Here is an 18775-nt window from a genome sequence, read left to right on the forward strand (position 1 = left end):
ATCGACTCCGGAGCCGGTGAGCTCAATTACGCACGCCAGTGCGGAATATGTCGCCAGGAACACCATCTACCTGCTGATTTGCCGGTCACAAGATCGACATCGAGGGCGCACGCCGAATGCGTGACAGGAGAAGTACCACCACAGTATGTGCGCATGCACAGCAGAAAACAATCCTATTTCACAGAAATAGGATTCGTCGTCGTCCCGGATTTCGACAGCGAAAGCGCGCGGTCCGTCGAATTATCGAATGTGCGCACCCGCCGCTTCGGGCATGTCCGGCATGTACAACATCCGGACTGTGCGATCGTCGACGAGGTCACCGAGGGTGTAATTGTCCAATTCCCGGTAGAACATCTCCTGTGCCTGCGCCAGCATGCGCCGCAGCCGGCAGGCGGTGGCGAGCGGGCAGGGATGCTCACCGGAGCAGTCCACGACCTCCGAGGCGCCCTCGAGTCCGCGAACGATCTGCCCGACGGTGGCCGCGCGGCCGCGTTCGGTGAGGAAGATCCCGCCGGTACGGCCGCGGTGCGAGTCGACGAACCCCAGATCGGCCAGTTTCGTCACCGCCTTGGCGACATAGTGTTCCGAGGCATTGACCTGCCGGGCGACCAGGCGGACCGTGACACGCTCCTCGGCGGCGCCACCGACAGCCAGGCGCATCATGGCACGCAGGCCGAGATCGGTGAACCTGGACAGCTGCATAGTGGGAGCATACGTAATTCCGCCTCCCGGAGGCGAATTATCGGGCCCGAGTATCGCCGGGCTCACAGCGTCGCCGACACCGTACCGCCGCACCGACCGCACCCGGTGACGAGACCCCGCCCTCAGCCGGCCGCGTCCGGCGCGTCGGCTACCGCAAGTCCGTCGCCGGTGAGTTCCACGCGGCGCGTCACCCCGATCTCGCCCAGGAAGCGTGGATCGTGACTGACCACGATCAGCGCTCCCTCGAAACCCGCCAGCGCCTCGGTCAAATGGCGCAGGCTGGGCAGATCGAGATTGTTGGTCGGCTCGTCGAGCAGCAGCAGTTTCGGCGCGGGCTCGGCGAGCAGCAGCATGGCCAGGGCCGCGCGCAGTCGCTCGCCGCCGGACAGCGCCGCGGCGGGCACATCGGCCGCCGCCCCACGGAACAGCAGCCTGGCCAGCTGCGCGCGGATGCGCACCGGCGATGCTTCCGGCGCGGTGGCGGCGACGTTCTCGAACACCGTCCGGTCCGGATCGAACAGGTCCAGCCGCTGCGGCAGGATCCGCCAGGGCACCTTCGGCGGCTCGGCGGCGATGCGTCGCAGCAGCGTCGTCTTGCCGACACCGTTGCGGCCGGTCAGCGCGATCCGTTCCGGGCCGGTGATCCGCAGGGTCACCCGGCGATCGGGGTCGGCTGCGCCACAGGACAATTCGGCGTCGACGAGGTCGAGCACGTCCTGGCCCGGATACACGCGGGTATCGGGCAGATCGAGGCGGATCTGCTGGTCGGCGCGCACCGAGTCCTCGGCTTCGCGCAGGTGCTCGGCAGCGGCGGCGACGCGCTCGATCTGGGTGTTGCGCAGTTTGCCCGCCGATTCCTGTGCCGCGCGTTTGCGCGCGCCGGCCAGGATCTTCGGCATGTTCTCGGCCGACTTCTCCCCGTAGCGCTTGCGCCGATCCAGCTTGGTCCTGGTCTCGGCCAGTTCCCTGGACTGTCTGCGCACATCGTTGCGGGCGGTGCGCAACGCGACCTGCGCGGCCTGTTGTTCGGCGGCTACCTGTCGCTCGTAATCGGTGTAGTTGCCGCCGAACACCCGTAGCGCGCCCTGGCGCAGTTCGGCGATCGCGTCGACGCGCTCGAGCAGTTCGCGGTCGTGGCTGACCACCAGCACCGTACCGGAGAACTGGTCGACCACGTCGTAGAGCCGTTGGCGGGCAGCCTGATCGAGGTTGTTCGTCGGCTCGTCGAGCAACAGGACCTCCGGGTCGCCGAGCAGTTGCGCGGCCAGGCCGAGCAGCACGGTCTCGCCGCCGGAGAGGGTGTCGAGGCGGCGATCCAGACCTGCGGCGGAATCGGCGAGGTGGGCCAGGCCCAGGCGCGCCAGCAGCGCCACCGCCCGCTCCTCGACGTCCCAGGCCGAACCGATGACGTCGAAATCGTCGTCCTCGGAGCGGCCTGTCTCGACGCGATGCAGGGCTGCCCTGATCTCGGCGATGCCGAGCACGTGGTCGACGCACTGGGCGTCGGCCAGGCCGAGGTCTTGACGCAGGTAGCCGAGGCGGCCACGCACGGTGATCGAACCACGCAGCGGACGCAGTTCACCGGCGATGAGCCGCAGCAGGGTGGATTTGCCCGCACCGTTCACCCCGGCCAAGCCGATGTGGCCGGGACCGAGGTCGCCGTCGAGACCGTCGAAAACGGGGGTGCCGTCCGGCCAGGAGAAGGTGAGATCGGAGAAGGACAGTGAGGTCATGGTGAGTCCTCGAGGTCGCGTCGTGACGCGGCGCGCGAATACGGGCCGCACGAGAGCACCTCAGAAGAGCACCACTACTCCGATCGCCGGGGACGAGGACGCCATCCAGGATAGGCGGGCAGACAGGACCGCCGCCAACTGTTTTCCTCGCCCGGCCCGCCGCGGGTCAGGAGATACGAACGATCGAGGTCAGCGGGTAGTCGCCTTGGAGGGCGCGGCCGCCGAGCGCCTCCAGTTCGAGCACGACAGCGGCGGCGACGACATGAGCGCCCGCCTCCTCGAAAAGCTGTGCTGCGGCGGCGAGGGTGCCGCCGGTGGCCAGCACATCGTCGAGCAGCAGCACGGTGCGTCCGCGCAGTTCCACCCCGTTGCCGGGGATCTCCAGCGCGGCGGCACCGTATTCCAGGCTGTACTCGCGGCTGATCACCGGCGGGGGCAACTTGCCCGCCTTGCGGATCGCGAGCACTCCGGTGCCCAGAACGGTGGCCACACCCGCACCGAGCAGGAAGCCCCTGGCGTCCACACCCGCGACCAGATCGGCCTCCGGCGCACAGGCCGCCAGCGATTCGATCACTGCGCGGAAGCCGTCGGAACTGGCGAAGACCGGGGTCAGGTCGGCGAAACGGACCCCGGGAGTCGGAAAGTCGTCGTGCCAGCGGGTGAGACGCTCGACGTGCCCTGCGGCCGCGGCGATCCGCTCGGCCACCTGCTGGTCGGACTCCGTTGCCGCGTGCTTGCTCATCGACACCTCTCCCATGGTCATTTCGATCGGCCCGTCCCCGTCGGACCCGGTCACCGCCGCAACACCCAGCGGTCCATGTTCCATCCGGTACCGCCCTGGGTCGGCCCGGCCACACCGTTGTGCAGACCGTTGCCGAAGGCGATGACGCGCGGGGTGGCGAACAGCGGGATGCCGGGCATCTCCGACCACAACAGATTCTCGGCCTCGGTCAGCAGATTCAACTGTGTGGTCGAATCGGGGTCCGCGGCAAGCTGATCGACGATCGCATCGTAGCGGCCGTTGCCGAACCGGCCGAAATCGACGCCGCTGCCGGTCCGCCAGGCACTCATCGCGGCCACTCCGGCCAGCGAGCCCGCCGGACCGGGAGCACCCGCGGTACTCGACAGGATCGCGTCCACCGTGCCGTCGGCCAACTGGGTCGGCCGGAAGTCGGTGGCGCTCGCGTCCTCGACGGTGATGCCCGCGGCCTTGCAGGATTCGGCGATCGCGGCGACCGTCCGCGCGCGCCGCTGGTCCGGAGCGAGGTAACCGATCCGGACGACCGGGTTCGGCGCACCCGCGAAACCGGCCTTGGCGGCGCTGATGTCGGTCACCTCGTACGCCTTCGCGGCACCAGCCGTCGATACCCCGTAGTACAGCGAATCCTGCTGGCTGATCAGTGAATTCAACGGAGCTGTGCCCAGTCCGGTGCTCGGCACGTCGGCCGCCTTGCCCAGGTCGTTGTAGAGCGCCTGGCGCGGGACGCAGTGGGCGAGGCCCCGGCGGGCCGCCGGCGAGCCGAGCACGCCGCCGGTGGCCAGGATCAGCTGTTCGGTCCCGCGACCCGGCACCGTGTTCGAGGAGAAGCCGTTCAGGTCGAGCTCGGCCACCGAGCCCGCGCCGAGGTCGAGCACACTCACCGCGTTGTCGGCGAGCTTCGCCGTCAGATCCGAGGTCTTGTCGAAGACGACCACACGACCGGTCTCGGGCGCATTGCCCCACCACCGTTCGTTGGCGACCAGTACCAGCCCGTCCTCGGGACCGAAGGACTCGACCCGATACGGGCCGGAGGACGGGAACCTGGCCGCGTCGAGTTCACCCGTGGTGAGGGTCCAGCCGTTGTTCCAGAAGTCGGCCAGCTTGCCGATGGCCGCCCGGTCGCCGTCCTGCACGGCGGAGACCACGTTGGCCACGCCCGCCTCCCTGGCGGCGACGTGCGCGGGCATCATCTCACCGGCGGTGAACAGCGTGCGCCACGGCAGGTACCGGCGGTCCGGGCGGAACACCACGGTGGCGTCCTTGGAGCCGGGTTGGCAATCGATCCGCTCGATATCGCGGTAGCCCGCGGTGTCGGCGGCGTCGAACAGCGGCACCGGACCATCGGTGAAACGACCGCTGCGCGCCGCCCAGGTCAGCACCAAGTCGTCGCAGGAGGTCGGCACGCCGTCGGAGTACACCCCGTCCGGGTTCAACCGGTACTGGATGGTCTGCGATTCGCCGGGCACCTCCTTGGCGGTGCCCACATCGGTGTCGGCCACCTGCTGGCCGTCCGGGCCGGTGTAGAAGAAGCCGGTCAGCACGCGTTGGAACACCGCCGCCGAACCGCTGCTCACGCCGAGCGTGGTGCCGCCGTTGTAGGTGGTGAGCACCGCGTCGACGCCGTAGCCGATGGAGGGCACCTGGCTCTGAGTGGAGCATCCGGTCGCCAGTCCCGCGGCCAGCGCGAGCGCCGCACCCACTCCCGCCAGTCGCAGCCCGCCACTGAGTGGCTTTCGCATGAAACGAAACCCCTTATCTACCTGATCCGCCGGACTGTTCGACTCAGTTCCTTCGCTGACGCTTGCCCGCGGGGCGCTGCTCCCCCGCTGCGCGTCCCTCGCCGCTGCGCGGACGCGCGCCCGGACGCGGACCCGCTGCCGCGAAGTCCTCCCCGCCGGCGCGCCTGGTCGCGTTCGCCACCCGCAGTTCGGCTTCCCTGGCCGCACGGGCCGCGGCCGCGTTGGATCGCTTGGCCAGCACCTTCTTGGTGTGCGCGGCGACCGGCCCCCAGCGCTCCTTGAGCGAGACGAGCAGCGGGCTCGCGAAGAAGATCGACGAGTAGGTGCCGACCAACAGGCCGACCAGCTGCACCAGCGCCAGATCCTTGAGCGTGCCGACACCGAGCATCCACACCGCGATCACCATCAGCGCGACGATCGGCAGCACGCCGATGACGGCGGTGTTGATCGAGCGCATCAGCGTCTGGTTGACCGCCAGGTTGGTCTGTTCGGCGTAGGTGCGCCGATTCAGGTGCAGGATGCCCCTGGTGTTCTCCTCGACCTTGTCGAAGACGACCACCGAGTCGTACAGCGAGAAGCCGAGAATGGTGAGCACGCCGATCACCGTCGCCGGGGTGACCTCGAAACCGACGAGCGCGTACACACCCGCGGTGACCACGACGTCGAAGACCAGCGCGGCCAGCGCCGCGAGCGCCATATCCCGTTCGAATCGGACCGCGATGTAGACCGAAACCAGCACCAGGAAGACCGCCAGCGCGATCAGCGCCTTCCTGGTGATCTGATCACCCCAGGTCTCGCTGACGTCGGAGACGCTGATCGCGGCCCGGCTCGGTTCACCGTCGCTGTTCTTCGGCTGGAACTCTTCGTACAGGGCGCTGGTCAGCTGATCGACCTCGTTCGCGTCCAGTGCCTCCGAGCGGATGAGCACGGTCGCGGTCGAGCCGACGCCCACGGTCTGCACCGTTTCCGGGTCCGATCCCATGGTGTCCCGGTAGACCTCTTCGACCTCGCTGGTCGTCGCGTTCCCGGCAGGGAACTGAATGCGCGAGCCGCCCTCGAAATCGATGCCGAAGTTGAAGCCCCGGATCAGGATGCTCGCCAGCGCCAGCAACACGATCACCGCGGTCACGATGTACCACATCCGGCGGCGGCCGATCACGTCGATCGCGCCGGTGCCGGTGTAGAGGCGGTTGAAGAACCCGTGGCGGGGCGCGCCCGAACCGTAGGCGAAATCGTCGACCGAACTCTGCGCGCGATCCTCGTCGCGCTTGTTCAGCGACGAGCTGCCGGTATCGGTCATGTTGTTGGGTTTGGTCATCGCGTCCTCACACCTTCCGCAGGGGCGGCCTCGGCGGCCCTGCGCTCCCGAGCGACCTCCTGGATCGCACCCAGACCGTTCACCGAGGGTTTCGCCCAGAAGGCCGAGCGCGAGGCGAGCAGCACCAACGGCGCGGTCATCAGGAAGACCACCACCACGTCGAGAATGGTGGTCAGACCGAGGGTGAAGGCGAAGCCCTTGACCTGACCGGCCGCGAGCACGTACAGCACGGCGGCGGCGATGAAGCTGACCGCGTTGCCGGACAGAATCGTGCGGCGTGCCCGCTGCCAGCCGCGCGGCACCGCCGAGCGGAAACTACGGCCCTCACGCATCTCGTCCTTGATGCGTTCGAAGAACACCACGAACGAGTCGGCGGTCATGCCGATACCGATGATCAGACCGGCGATGCCGGCCAGGTCGAGGGTGAAGCCGATCCACCGGCCGAGCAACACCATCAATCCGTACACCGCGAAACCGGAGCCGATCAGCGAAAGCGCGGTCAGCAAACCGAGCATCCGGTAGTAGAGCAGGCAGTACAGCAGCACCACGATCATGCCGATCGCGCCGGCGATCAGGCCCGCGTGCAGCGACGACAGCCCCAGAGTGGCCGAGACGGTCTCGGCCTCGGAGGTCTGGAACGACAGCGGCAGCGAACCGTACTTCAGAGTGTTGGCCAGCTCCCTCGACGATGTGGCGTTGAACTGACCGGAGATCTGAGTGCGTCCACCCAGCTGCGGACCCGCCTGCACCTGCGGCGCGCTGACCACCTGGGAGTCCAGGGTGAAGGCGACCCGCTTGTACAGGTACTCACCGGTCAGGTCGGCCCAGGCGTCCGAACCGGAGCCCTTGAACTCCAGGTCGACGACCCAGCGGGACTGCTGGGTGTCGAGATTGGCCACGGCGTCCTTGATCTCCTGGCCGTCGATGCGGCTGACATCGAGCAGGAACACCTCGGTGCCGTCCTGCGAGCAGGTCACCAGCGGCAGGTTCGGGTCGTCGTTGCCCGCGAGCGGATCCTGCTTGCTGCAGTCCATCGCCGCCATGGCGGCCTGCTGGGCGGTGGGATCGGTGCTCTGCCTGGCCTGCTTGGCCGCGGCGATATCGCGCTGGACGCGCTCCTGCGGGGTGAGGTCGTCCTCCTCCTGCGTATCGACAGGAGGCTGCTCGGCAGGGGGCTGCTCGACCGGCGGCTGCTCGGCAGGAGGCTGCTCACCGACCGGCGGCTGCTCGACCGGCGGCTGCTCGTCGATCGGCGGCTGCGCGGGGAACACGCGCGGCTGCGGGGCCGGCTCGACCAGGGCGTCGGGCGCGGGCAGCGCGTCCGCGGGCGGCGGGGGCGGGACCTCCGCCGGGGGCGGGACGTCCGCGGGCGGGGCTACGGCGGGCGGTACCTCGGCAGGCGGGACCTCCGCGGGCGGAGCATCGGCCGGAGGAACGTCGGCGGGCGGGGTCTGCGGCGCGGGAGCGGGCGCGTCGGTCGCGGGGGCACCCTGCGGCGTCCCGGCGAACGGCGTCGCGGCCAGCACCGGGCGGATGTAGAGCTTGGCGGTGGTCGCCAGCGCCCGGGCCTGCTGGCCGTCGTCGCCGGGCACGGTGATGACGATGTTGTCGCCCTCGATCGCCACTTCGGAGCCGGAGACGCCGAGGCCGTTGACGCGGTTCTCGATGATCTCCTGCGCCTTGCGCAGGCTGTCCTGGCTCGGGCTGCTGCCGTCCGGGGTGCGCGCGGTCAGTGTGACGCGAGTGCCACCCTGTAGGTCGATGCCGAGTTTGGGTGTCGGGGATTTGTCACCGGTGAAGAACACCAGCGCGTAGATCACGGCCAGCAGCGCGACGAAGACGCCGAGCAACCTGAGCGGATGCGCCGATCCCTGGGAAGGTGGCACAGTGCGTATCTCCTAGGCGGAAGTCGAGAGTGGAACGGGCGTACACCGGGGCAGCCGGCGCGCACGCGCCGACCCGCCTCGGTGGCGGTGGTGCGGTATCAGTCCTTGTTCAGCCGGTTGTCGTTCAGCCGGTTCTCGGTCTGGTCGGCGGACTCCTCCACCCCGGAGGCCGCCCGGTCGGCGGTCGTCTCGGGGGCGGTCGTCTCGGCGGTAGCCGATTCGGTGGTCGACTCGGCGGCCTGCTCCTCGACACGGACCTCGCGGATCGCCTGGCGCAGCCAGGTGGTCACCACGTCTTCGGCGATCTCCAGGTCGACGGTGTCCTCGTCGACATCGACGACCGTGCCCCACAGGCCCGAGGTGGTGATCACCGAGTCACCGACTTTCAGGCCGTCCTGCATGGCTGCGACCTTCTCGGCTTCACGCTTCTGACGGCGGATGCCGAGGAACATCGGCACGAGCAGGAGGACCAGCAGGAGCGGGAACAGTAAATCGATCATCGATGTCAGTCCATGTCTTCTGGGTGGAGGTGGGCCGGGGACCCACACAGTCTGCCAGCTACCGCAACTTCGGCCGCATCCGCACACCCCGCGGGGCACGCGACGGCGTCCCCGACGCGATGTCAGCGCGCGGCTGTGGTCCCGACCTGCCCGTAGATGTAGTCGTCGAGGGGGAACGACGCCGCCCGCCGCGATCTCGGGCACCGACTGGACGGCGGTGGCGCCGGTGCCGATGATCGCCGCGCGCCTGCCCGTCGGATCGAAGTCGTCGTCCCAGGCGGTGGTGTGGATGACCGTGCCCGCGAACTCGTCGATGCCGGCGCACGGCGGCTATCGACGCCGAACGCCCGCCGTCTCGGTCGCGTGCAGGTCGTCGGGGAACACGAACCGCCGGATCGCCCAGAACCGGAACACCATGGCCAGCAGCACGCCCAGGATCTGACCGGTGATGAAATTCGCGAGTGCCTGGGTCACCGCGGACACGTGCGGCACCCGCAGATCCAGTACGTACAGCGAGATCGCCTGCGGGATCATGGTGACGCCGATGCCGAGCGCGCTGACCGCGAAGAACAGCGCGGCCTCGTGCGATCGCTGCCTGCCACCGCGGGTGCGGAAGGACCACTCGCGGTTGAGGATGTAGGAGGCGATGGTCGCGATCAGGACACCGAGCAGGCGCGCGGTCAACGGCTTCTCACCGAGCACGGTCAGCTTCACCGTGTAGACCACGCCGGTGTCGATGAACCAGGTGATGGCGCCGACCGTGGCGAACTTGAGCAGTTCGCGATGCTCGATCGCCTTGCTGCGCAGCGGCTCGGGCATTCGATCGAGCACGGAGTTGACCACCGTCATGCTGCGACTCTAACGGGGGCACGGATTTCGTGCCGCCGCCGAGGGTTTCAGTCGAACAGGTCCAGCGTCGGTTGCGGAGTCCGGCCACGCACCTCGACGGCGCCGAAGACCAGGTCCGGCGGCGGTACCAGGCCGAGGTGTTCCCAGGCCGCGGCCGTGGCGACGCGACCGCGCGGAGTGCGGGCCACCAGCCCGGCGCGCACCAGGAACGGCTCGCACACCTCCTCGACGGTGGTGGCCTCCTCGCCCACCGCGACGGCCAGCGTGGACACACCCACCGGCCCGCCGTTGAAACCGCGGACCAGGGCGTCGAGCACCGCGCGGTCGAGCCGGTCCAGGCCGAGCACGTCGACGTCGTAGACCTCCAGCGCGGCGCGGGCCACCGGCAGGGTGATGAATCCGTCGGCGCGGACCTCGGCGTAGTCGCGGACGCGGCGCAGCAGCCGGTTGGCGATGCGCGGCGTACCGCGCGAGCGCCCGGCGACCTCGGCGGCGGCATCGTCGTCGATGCGCACCCCCAGGATCTGCGCCGAGCGTTGCAGGATGCGCAGCAGTTCGGCGGGCTCGTAGAAGTCCATGTGGCCGGTGAAGCCGAAGCGGTCGCGCAGCGGTCCGGTGAGCGCACCGGAGCGGGTGGTGGCGCCGACGAGGGTGAACGGGGCGATGTCGAGCGGGATGGAGGTGGCGCCGGGCCCCTTGCCGACCACGACGTCGACCCGGAAGTCCTCCATCGCCAGGTACAGCATCTCCTCGGCCGGGCGGGCGATGCGGTGGATCTCGTCGATGAACAGCACGTCGCCCTCGACCAGATTGCTCAGCATGGCGGCCAGGTCGCCCGCGCGTTCCAGGGCGGGGCCGGAGGTGATGCGCAGCGCCGTCCCGAGTTCGGCGGCGATGATCATCGCCATGCTGGTCTTACCGAGGCCGGGCGGACCGGACAGCAGGACGTGGTCGGGTGTGCTGCCGCGCTGTTTGGCGCCGCGCAGGACCAAGGCGAGTTGCTCGCGAACCCGGGGCTGGCCGATGAAGGTGTCCAGCGATTTCGGGCGCAGATCGCCTTCGATCTCGCCGTCGGAGCGCAACAGGTTCGCGGTGACCGGGGATTCGTCGTCGTCGTAATCGTCTGCCATCTGGTCTGCCAAGTCGTCGCCTGCCGAGTCGTCGCCTGCCATGTCGAAGTTCTCTGCCATGAGGGGCTACCGGTTCTTGCCCAACAGCGACAGCGCGGCCCGCAATGCCACCGACGTGGTCGCGGCGGGCTGCTCGGCGAGTACGGCGTCGACGGCCTGTTCGGCCTGCTTGAGCGGGAACCCGAGCCCGGTGAGCGCTTCGACGACCTGGTCGCGGACCGGGGTGAGGACCGCGGCGGGCGCGGTGCCCGGCGGACCGGCCTGCACCGGCACCTGATTCACCTTGTCGCGCAGTTCGACCACCATGCGCTCGGCGCCGCGTTTGCCGATACCGGGCACCCTGGTGAGCGCGGCGACATTGCTCTCGGCCAGCGCTTTGCGCAGCGCCTCCGGCTCGAGCACGGCGAGCACCGCCATCGCCAGGCGGGGACCGACGCCGGAGACAGTCTGCAACAGCCCGAACAGGTCGCGCGCCTCGGTGTCGGCGAAGCCGTAGAGGGTCATCGAGTCCTCGCGCACGATCATGGCCGTGTAGAGGCGAGTCTCCTGGCCACGTGTCAGGCCGGCCAGCGTGGTGGGAGTGGCGTTGAGCCGGTAGCCGACGCCGCAGGCCTCCACCACCGCGTGATCGAGCGCGATCTCGAGGACTTCACCGCGTACCGACGCGATCACCCGCGCACCGCCTTTCCTTCTGGGACCGAGCGTTCTCGAACCGACCGCTGCTGCGCCGAGCGCTGTTCGGCCAGGCGTTCGGCATACCGCCGCTGCGCCTCGGCCGCCTGAGCCTCGGCCGCGGCCATTCTGGCCAGCAGCGGCGCCCGCCAACAATGGCAGATCGCCAGAGCCAGCGCATCCGCCGCGTCGGCCGGTTTCGGTGCGGTCTTCAACCCCAGGATGCGGGTCACCATCGCGGTCACCTGCGCCTTGTCGGCACTGCCGTTGCCGGTCACGGCGGCCTTGACTTCGCTCGGGGTGTGGAACACCACCGGGATATCGCGGCGCGCGGCGGCCAGCGCGATCACCCCGCCCGCCTGCGCGGTCCCCATCGCCGTACGCACATTGTGCTGGGCGAACACCCGCTCGATCGCGACGGCCTCCGGCCGGTGGGCGTCCATCCATTTCTCGGCGGCGTCGGCGACCTGGAGCAACCGGTGGGCCAGATCCATCTCCGGCGGGGTCCGCACCACGTCCACGTCGATCGCGGTGACGGTGCGACCGCGCCCGCCCTCGACCATGCTCAATCCGCACCTGGTGAGTCCGGGGTCGACGCCCATCACCCGCACGACAACCCACCTCTTCCCGGACACGAACAATTGTTCGAGAGTCTAGTGGACGGCCGGTGAGCGGCGGGCAAGCGACACGACTCAGCCCGGCTCCGACTCCATTCGCTCACGTTCGGCCAGGAAGGCATCGAGCAGTTCGAACAGAACGGTGAGGGCCCGGGATTCCTGCTCCGTGTGAGGTCGCTCATGGACATCGATTGCCCGAATCGGTCGATCGGAAAGGCGATCTGCATGATCTGGGCCCACCAGACCAGGTGAAGTACTCGCGCTCGGTGAGATCGCTCGTACTGGTCACGATGCGGCCGTTCATGATCCAGGGCTTTCCGCCGTACGACCGCGGCGCGCCCCCTTCTTCTGCCATACGGCGACTTCATCACTGCCCGCACCCGGCCGCAACGCACGGCGTCGACCGCCTCTCGGGACACTCCCCGCGCCGGCCATGCGGTGCGGAACCTGCCCGCGTTCCGCCCGGCGGCACATCCCGGGCAGGGCGCGCGGCGTGATCAGGGCAGGCGCGCGGCGAAGACGTCGTAGGCGACCGCGTCGTAGAGGACGAAGCGGATCTGCTCGATCGCGGTGTCGGCGGCACGCACTGTCTCGATCGCGATGCGCGCGCCGTCGTCCATGGGCCAGCCGAAAGCGCCGGTGGAGATGGCCGGGAAGGCGACCGTCCTGGCACCGAGTTCGTCGGCGATGCGCAGGGATTCGCGGTAGCAGGAGATGAGCTGGTCGGAGCGGTCCTCGCGAACGGAATGGACCGGGCCGACGGTGTGCACGACCCAGCGAGCGGGCAGGTCGCCGCCGTTCGTGGCGACCGCCTGACCGACGGGAAGTCCGCCGGGATAGCGCGTCTCGCGCAACTGCTGGCACTCGGCGAGGATGCGCGGTCCGCCCCGGCGATGGATCGCGCCGTCCACCCCACCGCCGCCGAGCAGCGAGGAGTTGGCGGCGTTGACGATCGCGTCCACCTCCTGCAAGGAGATGTCGCCACGGACGAGTTCGAGGGAGGCCATGCCCGTATTCTTCCCAACCGCGGCGGGGGATGCCCGGGATTTCCGGCGGCCCTCGGCGGTTCGGACCGCGGGCTGCCGTCGCTCGGATCGGTCAGGCGGCCGGGGCGGCGCGGCCGGGAGCATGCGTGCGGTAGAAGTCGAGGTGCGCGGCGGCCGTGGCGTCCCAGCTGAAGCTCGCGGCGAGGTCGCGGCCGCGACGGGCTCTGTCCGGATCGGGGACGAGGGAGGCGGCCATCGCGGCGGCCATGTCGGCGGGGTCGGCGGCGAAACGGACTGCGCCGCCGAAGACTTCGCGGAATACGGGCAGGTCGCGGACCACGACCGGGACGCCCGCGGCCAAAGCCTCCATAGCGGCGAGGCCGAATCCTTCCTTGGTCGACAGGAACGGGAAGACCGCGGCGCCCGCCATCAGGGCGGGGAGTTCGGCGTGGTCGACGGTTCCGAGCACACGGGGTTCGATGCCGAGTTCGCGGGCGCGGCAGTCGAAGGCGGCTCGATAGTCGCGGTAGTCGAAGAGGGTTTCGCCGCCGGCGAAGACCAGAGCCAGACCGGGGTCGTCACGGGACAGTGCGGCATAGGCCTCCAGGAGGGAGAGGCTGCCTTTGCGCGGTTCGATGCCGCCCACGGCCAGGACGTAGCGGCCGAGTTCGCGTTGCCACCGTGCACGCGCCGCGACGGCAACCGGCGTGTCCGAGGCGGCCGCCGCGAAGCGGTCGTGGTCGACGCCGTTGGGGATGACCGCCGGTCGCAGGCCCCAGCCCGCTTCGACCTCCTCGGCCACGGTGCGCGATACGCAGATGCGGGCGTAGGGGTCGACGATCGCGCGTTCGTGACAGCGGGCCAGTTCCGGCGTGGTGAAGGTGTCGAGGTGGTGGATGGTGCGCACACAGTGGCCGACGGCGTTGGCGCTGATGCAGTCCTGGGCGTGCACGATGTCGTAGCCGGAGGGGTCGAAAGCCGCCCGCAGCACCTCGACGGAGCGCAGGATGCGGGCTCCGACGGTCTCCCCGGCGACCTCGGGAAAGGGCACGATCCGCAGCGCCACGGCGGGATCGACCGGACGGAAGAAGCCGGTGTCGCCGCCCCTGCCCAGCGTCCATACGGTGACCGCGGCGCCCGCACGGGTCAGGGCTTCGGCGAGGGCGAGGGTGTGGACCACGCCGCCGCGCGGTTTGGTCGAGTACGTCAGCAGGGCGATGCGCATCATCGGAAGTCCTTGTCGGCGGGCAGGTTGCGATAGGTGTCGACGCGGCGTTCGGCGATATGGCGCAGCACGCGGCGGGCGCGTTCGACCTCGGCGGCGATGTCCAGATCGACCTGGGCCAGCCCGCCTTTGGACCAGGTACGCGAAAGGATCTCCCCACCCGGGCCGACGACTTTGGCCTGGCCGAGGAAGCGCAGATTCCCGGTCGCCCCGGTCTGGTTCGAGGAGGCGAGCACGACCTGGTTCTCGGCGGCGCGCGCCTGGTCGTAGAGGTCGAACAGGCGGGACTGGCGGTCGTTGGGCAGGCGCGAGGCGCGGTCGGTGATGCTGGCGGGCCAGGCCGACAGGGCCGCGATGAGATGGGCGCCGTCGAGGGCGAGGGTGCGCGCGGATTCGGGAAAGGTCTTGTCGTAGTCGATGAGCATGCCCATCCGGCCGACCGGGGTGTCGAAGGCGGCGAACTCGTCGCCCGCGGCGTAGGCGAGGTGCTCACCGGCGGGCTGGTGCACTTTGCGGTGGCGGCCGAGGATGCCGTCGCCGGTCAGGCAGACCGCAGAGTTGTAGCGCCGATCGCCGTCACGTTCGGCGTACCCGACGCACACAGTCATCGGGCCCGCCATCCGGCGCAGCAGCCGGATCTCCGGGCCGTCGGGGTCGATGGCTTCGGGTCCCGTGGCCGGGTCCGGATTGCGCAGGTCGCCGATGTAGCCGCCGAGAGTGGCGTCGGGCAGGACGAGCAGATCGACGCCGCGCTCGGTGAGTCGTTCGATGATGCCGGCCAGCTTTTCCAGCGCTCGGCCGATGTCGGGACCGAAATGGCCTGCCAGCGCCGCGATCCGGGTGGTGGGCACCGCGCCTCCTGTCTCCGGCTGCCGCGGCTCAGGCTGCCGCGGTTTCCCGGACGGCGGGCATGATCTGCTCGGCGAGGAATTCCGCGTCACGGGCGACGGCGGCGAACCGGCCCGAACCCCAGGTGTGCAGCCAGGGCAGGCCGAGGAAATACAGGCCGGGTGTGGCGGTGACGCCGCGGTTGTGGCAGGGGTGGCCCTCGCCGTCGAAGACACCGACCCGCAGCCACCGGTAGTCGGTGCGGTAGCCGACCGACCACACCACCGAGGTGATGCCGCGCTCGGCCAGGCCGAGTTCGGTGACCTCGCGCTCGGGCCGCCACACCGGCACGTAGCGCGCCTCCTGCGGGGCGTCGATGCCCGCGCGCTCGATGTAGGCGTCGATGCTGTCCTTGATGCTCTCGGCCACCGCGTCGGCGGCGTCGAGCGAGGCGGCCAATGTCGGTGCGAAAGAGACGATTCCGTCGGCGGAGACATCGGTCATACGGCCGTAGAGCGACATGCCCTCACGGGCGAACCGGCGCAGGTCGATGTCGCGGCCACCGTCACGGCCGGTGACGTAGTGGTTGGTGTTCTCGCGTTTGCCCAGCCCGCCGGGCTGGTCCTCGATGGGGATGTCGTAGTGACCCATGTCGTGCAGCCAGGCCACGCAGTCCCGGCCGCGGTAGAAGCGGGCCACGCGCGGGGCGTTGCCCACCGCCAGGTGCACGGCACGCCCGTCCAGGTGCAGGTCTTCGGCGATCTGGGCGCCGGACTGCCCGGTGCCGACGACGAGGACCGCGCCGTCGGGCAGGTCGGCGGCGCTACGGTAGTGCGCCGAATGGATCTGGGTGATTCCCGCGGGCAGTCTCTCCGCGAAGCGCGGCACGATCGGTTCGTGGTAGCCGCCCGCCGCGACGACCACCTGACCGGCGTGCCAGCGGCCCGCGCTGGTGACCACGTCGAAGCCGCCGCCGGGAGCCTGGGTCACCGACTGCACCGTGACGTGCTCGCGCACCGGCGGATCGAAGGTGTCCGCGTAGTCGCGGACCCAGCGGTACACCTCGTCGCGGCTCATGAACCCGTGTGGGTCGCAGCCGTGGTAGCGGTAGCCGGGCAGCACGCACTGCCAGTTCGGGGTGACGAGGGTGAAGTTGTCCCATCGGCTGTCGAGCCATTCGTGGGCGATGGTGTCGCGTTCGAGGACGAGGTGGTCCACGCCGCGGTCGGTCAGGTGCCTGCTGATCGACAGACCTGCCTGTCCCGCGCCGACGATCACCACGTCACGGTGTTCGATACCGGCGGAGGGATGGTGTTGTGCGGTCACTGGTTCGCTCCCTGGACGGTGGGCGGTGGAATACGGGGCGGGGAACTCGCCGGGCACGGCTCACGCCGCCGGCGCGGGCCGGTCCGGCTGCCCGACCACGCCGTAGCGGTCGACCACCCTGTGATAGAGCTCGGGCCTGCGGTCGCCCAGGTTGTACATGCCGCCACCACGAGCCCGGCCCAGCTCGTGACCGACGTCCACGGTCGCGGTGGCCAGCCCCGGCGCCACGCCGGTGTCGGCGAGGATCTCCCCACCCGGGCCGACGATCTTCGCGCTACACACGAAGCGCAGCGAACCGAACCGGCCCGCCTGGTTGGAGGCCACCCAGATCAGCTGGTTCTCCAGCGCGCGGGCACGGTCGTAGATGTCGAAGCGCTGCTTCCAGCGGTCGTCCTCGAGCCGTTCGGCGGCGCCGGTGCGGGCGGTCGGCCAGGCCGACAGCGAGGTGATGATCTCGGCACCGTCGAGCGCCAGACTGCGCGCCGCCTCGGGGAATGCTTTGTCGTAGCAGATCTGCATTCCCATCCGGCCGACCGGCGTGTCGAAGGCCTTGTACTCCGAACCCGCTTCGTAGCAGAGGTTTTCGCCCAGCGGCTGGTGCACCTTGCGGTAGGAACCGAGAATGCCGTCGCCGGTCAGGGTGACCGCGGCGTTGTAACGGATGTCGCCGTCGGCTTCGCAGAAGCCGAGAGTGACGACGAGATCGCCCGCCATGGCGGCGACCCGGCGCAGTTCCCGGCCGTCGAGTGCGAGAGCGGGCGGCAGATTGCGCAGCCTGCGTTGCCTGGCCTCGTCGTTCTCCGCGCCGCCGCCGAGGCTGGGCAGATAGCCGCCCAGGCAGGCCTCGGGCAGGACGAGCAGATCGCTGCCCCGTTCCCGCGCCTGGTCGATGAGAACGCCGATGGTGCGGTAGCACTGCTGGATGTCGCGGCCGAATTCGGCGGCGGCGACCGAGATGGTGGTCAAGATTCTCCCAATCCGGTGACGGTGCCGTGCACCGCTGTCGTTGTCGTCCCGTCCGGCCAGCGCAACCGCACCCCCGGCGCCGAGGTGAGGACTCCGCACACCGCGGACTCGGCGGGACCGGCGGGGGCGATGGGCGCACCTGCGCGGTCGGCGGTGATCATGGCGAACCCCGGGAAGCAGGTGAGCCATTCGGCGACCGAGGCTCCTGCCGGGCGCGGGATGCGGGCGATGTCGAGTTCCGCGCCGACTCCCGCTGCCTCGGCGAGCATGCCCGCGGTGCCCGCGAATCCGGCCATGGAGACGTCCTTGGCCGCCGTGGGCGCGGTCCGGGCGACGAAGCGGCCGAGGGCGCGCAGTTCCTCGCCGGTGCGGCGCGACGACGAATCCCATTGCCTGCCGCTGTAGCCGGGACGCCAGTCGCCGCCCAGGTCGGCGGTCAGCCGTATCTCGTCGCCGACCCTGCCGCCGCCACCGCGCACCGGAGTCTCCGTGCGACCCAGCGCGGTGACCGACAGGGCCGCCGGGACGCCGAGCTGGGTGTGTCCGCCGAGCACCGGCACCTGCCATGCCTCGGCGGCGCGGGACAGACCCCGCAACACCCTGGTGAGAATCGAATGGTTGGGCGCGCCGACGGCGTCGAGCATGCCCACCGGCTCCGCGCCCATGGCGGACAGGTCGTTGAGGTTGACCAGGACCGAACACCAGCCCGCCCACTCGGGATCGCGTTCGACCATGGAGGGCAGGATGGCGTCGCAGGCGGCGATGAGATCGGTACCGGGGACCGGTGCGCCGTCGTCGCCACGGAAACCACGGCCGCCCAATCCCATCGGCTGCGCCCGCAGGGGTGTGAGCGCCTGGGCGAGCATCGCTTTCGCCGCCTGGGCCTGCCGCTCGATCCGGTCGATCGGCCAGCGCATCCACACGTGCGGTGCGCCCGCTATCTCCCTGTCGCCCAGCCTGATCCAGCCGATCTCGGTGAACATCGACTCGTAGCGCGCACGCACGGTGGCCTCGAACCGCAGCACCTGCTGGTTCTCGGCGAGCGCGCAGGCGGCCCGGATCAGCGCGGGGCCCAGCCCCTTGGCGCGGCTACGCGGATCGACCACCAGCCTGCTGCCGGTCCACCAGCCGATGTCCGCACTGGTCGCGGGAGCCAGTCGCACGCCGCCGAGCAGGGTTCCGTCCGGCGCCAGCGCCACCAGGACGTGACAACGCGGATCGTCGTCGATGTCGTCGGCGTCGCTACCCGCGAACAGGCCCTGCTCCCGGACGAAGATCTCCCGGCGCAGTGCGCGGTAGGCGACGAGCAACGGGCCGTCGGCGGGCCGGATGAGGAAGCCCGGATCGTCGTGCCGCCTGCTGCCTGCGAGCACGCACCGCCCCGGCGAGTCCGGTCCGCTTGCGGTGTAGCCGGCCCAACCGGTCGTTGTCGACGCGCCCCCGGTCGCCGTAGCCCCGGCCTGGGTCCCGGCGCTCCTGGACACACCGCCCGTCATCTCGGACTCCCGCATCTCGGACTCTCGCATCTCAGCCTCCCG

Annotated in this window: 17 protein-coding genes; all 17 read right to left on the reverse strand. The window is 69.9% G+C overall.

The window, feature by feature from the left end; all coding sequences use genetic code 11:
* Positions 1–240: 240 nt before the first annotated feature.
* The 17 genes from NS3_RS14385 to NS3_RS14465 all read right to left on the reverse strand — a co-directional run bounded on the left by NS3_RS14385 (position 241) and on the right by NS3_RS14465 (position 18763).
* Entirely contained in the window at positions 241–702 is a 462-nt protein-coding gene (locus NS3_RS14385) for an RrF2 family transcriptional regulator (protein WP_067859667.1), read from the reverse strand.
* A gap of 122 nt (positions 703–824) precedes the next feature.
* Positions 825–2435 carry an ABC-F family ATP-binding cassette domain-containing protein gene (locus NS3_RS14390; protein ID WP_067859669.1) on the reverse strand — a complete coding sequence of 537 codons (1611 nt, stop codon included), beginning with the start codon at positions 2433–2435 and terminating at the stop codon, positions 825–827.
* 166 nt (positions 2436–2601) lie between these two features.
* Positions 2602–3177, reverse strand: coding sequence for an adenine phosphoribosyltransferase (locus tag NS3_RS14395; RefSeq protein WP_067859995.1), 576 nt, complete (start codon positions 3175–3177; stop codon positions 2602–2604).
* A 50-nt stretch (positions 3178–3227) separates the two neighbouring features.
* Positions 3228–4934, reverse strand: coding sequence for an ABC transporter substrate-binding protein (locus tag NS3_RS14400; protein ID WP_067859672.1), 1707 nt, complete (start codon positions 4932–4934; stop codon positions 3228–3230).
* A 43-nt stretch (positions 4935–4977) separates the two neighbouring features.
* On the reverse strand, positions 4978–6252 hold the full coding sequence (gene secF, locus NS3_RS14405; RefSeq protein ID WP_373865308.1) for a protein translocase subunit SecF: 1275 nt from the start codon (positions 6250–6252) through the stop codon (positions 4978–4980).
* Positions 6249–8138, reverse strand: coding sequence for a protein translocase subunit SecD (gene secD / locus NS3_RS14410; RefSeq protein ID WP_067859674.1), 1890 nt, complete (start codon positions 8136–8138; stop codon positions 6249–6251). Before secD ends, secF begins: the two co-directional genes overlap by 4 nt.
* Positions 8139–8236: 98 nt before the next feature.
* Entirely contained in the window at positions 8237–8635 is a 399-nt protein-coding gene (yajC, locus tag NS3_RS14415; RefSeq protein WP_067860001.1) for a preprotein translocase subunit YajC, read from the reverse strand.
* Positions 8636–8968: 333 nt separating this feature from the next.
* Positions 8969–9487, reverse strand: a complete 519-nt coding sequence (locus tag NS3_RS14420; protein ID WP_067859677.1) for a GtrA family protein — start codon at positions 9485–9487, stop codon at positions 8969–8971.
* Between the two features lie 47 nt (positions 9488–9534).
* Positions 9535–10617: a Holliday junction branch migration DNA helicase RuvB gene (ruvB, locus tag NS3_RS14425; protein ID WP_067860004.1), complete on the reverse strand. Its 1083-nt coding sequence runs from the start codon at positions 10615–10617 to the stop codon at positions 9535–9537.
* A 66-nt stretch (positions 10618–10683) separates the two neighbouring features.
* On the reverse strand, positions 10684–11289 hold the full coding sequence (gene ruvA, locus NS3_RS14430) for a Holliday junction branch migration protein RuvA (RefSeq protein ID WP_067859680.1): 606 nt from the start codon (positions 11287–11289) through the stop codon (positions 10684–10686).
* Positions 11286–11900 (reverse strand): crossover junction endodeoxyribonuclease RuvC, encoded by a 615-nt coding sequence (gene ruvC / locus NS3_RS14435; RefSeq protein WP_067859683.1) that lies wholly within the window; start codon positions 11898–11900, stop codon positions 11286–11288. Before ruvC ends, ruvA begins: the two co-directional genes overlap by 4 nt.
* Before the next feature lie 503 nt (positions 11901–12403).
* A complete protein-coding gene (locus tag NS3_RS14440) occupies positions 12404–12913 on the reverse strand; it encodes an O-acetyl-ADP-ribose deacetylase (protein ID WP_067859685.1) in 510 nt (169 codons plus the stop codon).
* A 91-nt stretch (positions 12914–13004) separates the two neighbouring features.
* Complete coding sequence (locus NS3_RS14445; RefSeq protein ID WP_067859688.1) at positions 13005–14117, reverse strand: MSMEG_0565 family glycosyltransferase; 1113 nt, start codon at positions 14115–14117, stop codon at positions 13005–13007.
* On the reverse strand, positions 14117–14968 hold the full coding sequence (locus NS3_RS14450) for a carbon-nitrogen hydrolase family protein (protein ID WP_067859691.1): 852 nt from the start codon (positions 14966–14968) through the stop codon (positions 14117–14119). The genes NS3_RS14445 and NS3_RS14450 overlap by 1 nt, the downstream gene beginning before the upstream one ends.
* Positions 14969–14996: 28 nt before the next feature.
* A complete protein-coding gene (locus NS3_RS14455) occupies positions 14997–16271 on the reverse strand; it encodes an MSMEG_0569 family flavin-dependent oxidoreductase (RefSeq protein WP_245649621.1) in 1275 nt (424 codons plus the stop codon).
* Positions 16272–16331: 60 nt separating this feature from the next.
* Complete coding sequence (locus tag NS3_RS14460) at positions 16332–17237, reverse strand: carbon-nitrogen hydrolase family protein (protein ID WP_067859694.1); 906 nt, start codon at positions 17235–17237, stop codon at positions 16332–16334.
* On the reverse strand, positions 17234–18763 hold the full coding sequence (locus NS3_RS14465; RefSeq protein WP_245649622.1) for an MSMEG_0567/sll0787 family protein: 1530 nt from the start codon (positions 18761–18763) through the stop codon (positions 17234–17236). Before NS3_RS14465 ends, NS3_RS14460 begins: the two co-directional genes overlap by 4 nt.
* Between the last annotated feature and the right edge of the window lie 12 nt (positions 18764–18775).

Source organism: Nocardia shimofusensis NBRC 100134 (assembly GCF_001613125.1).
GTDB lineage: Bacteria > Actinomycetota > Actinomycetes > Mycobacteriales > Mycobacteriaceae > Nocardia > Nocardia shimofusensis.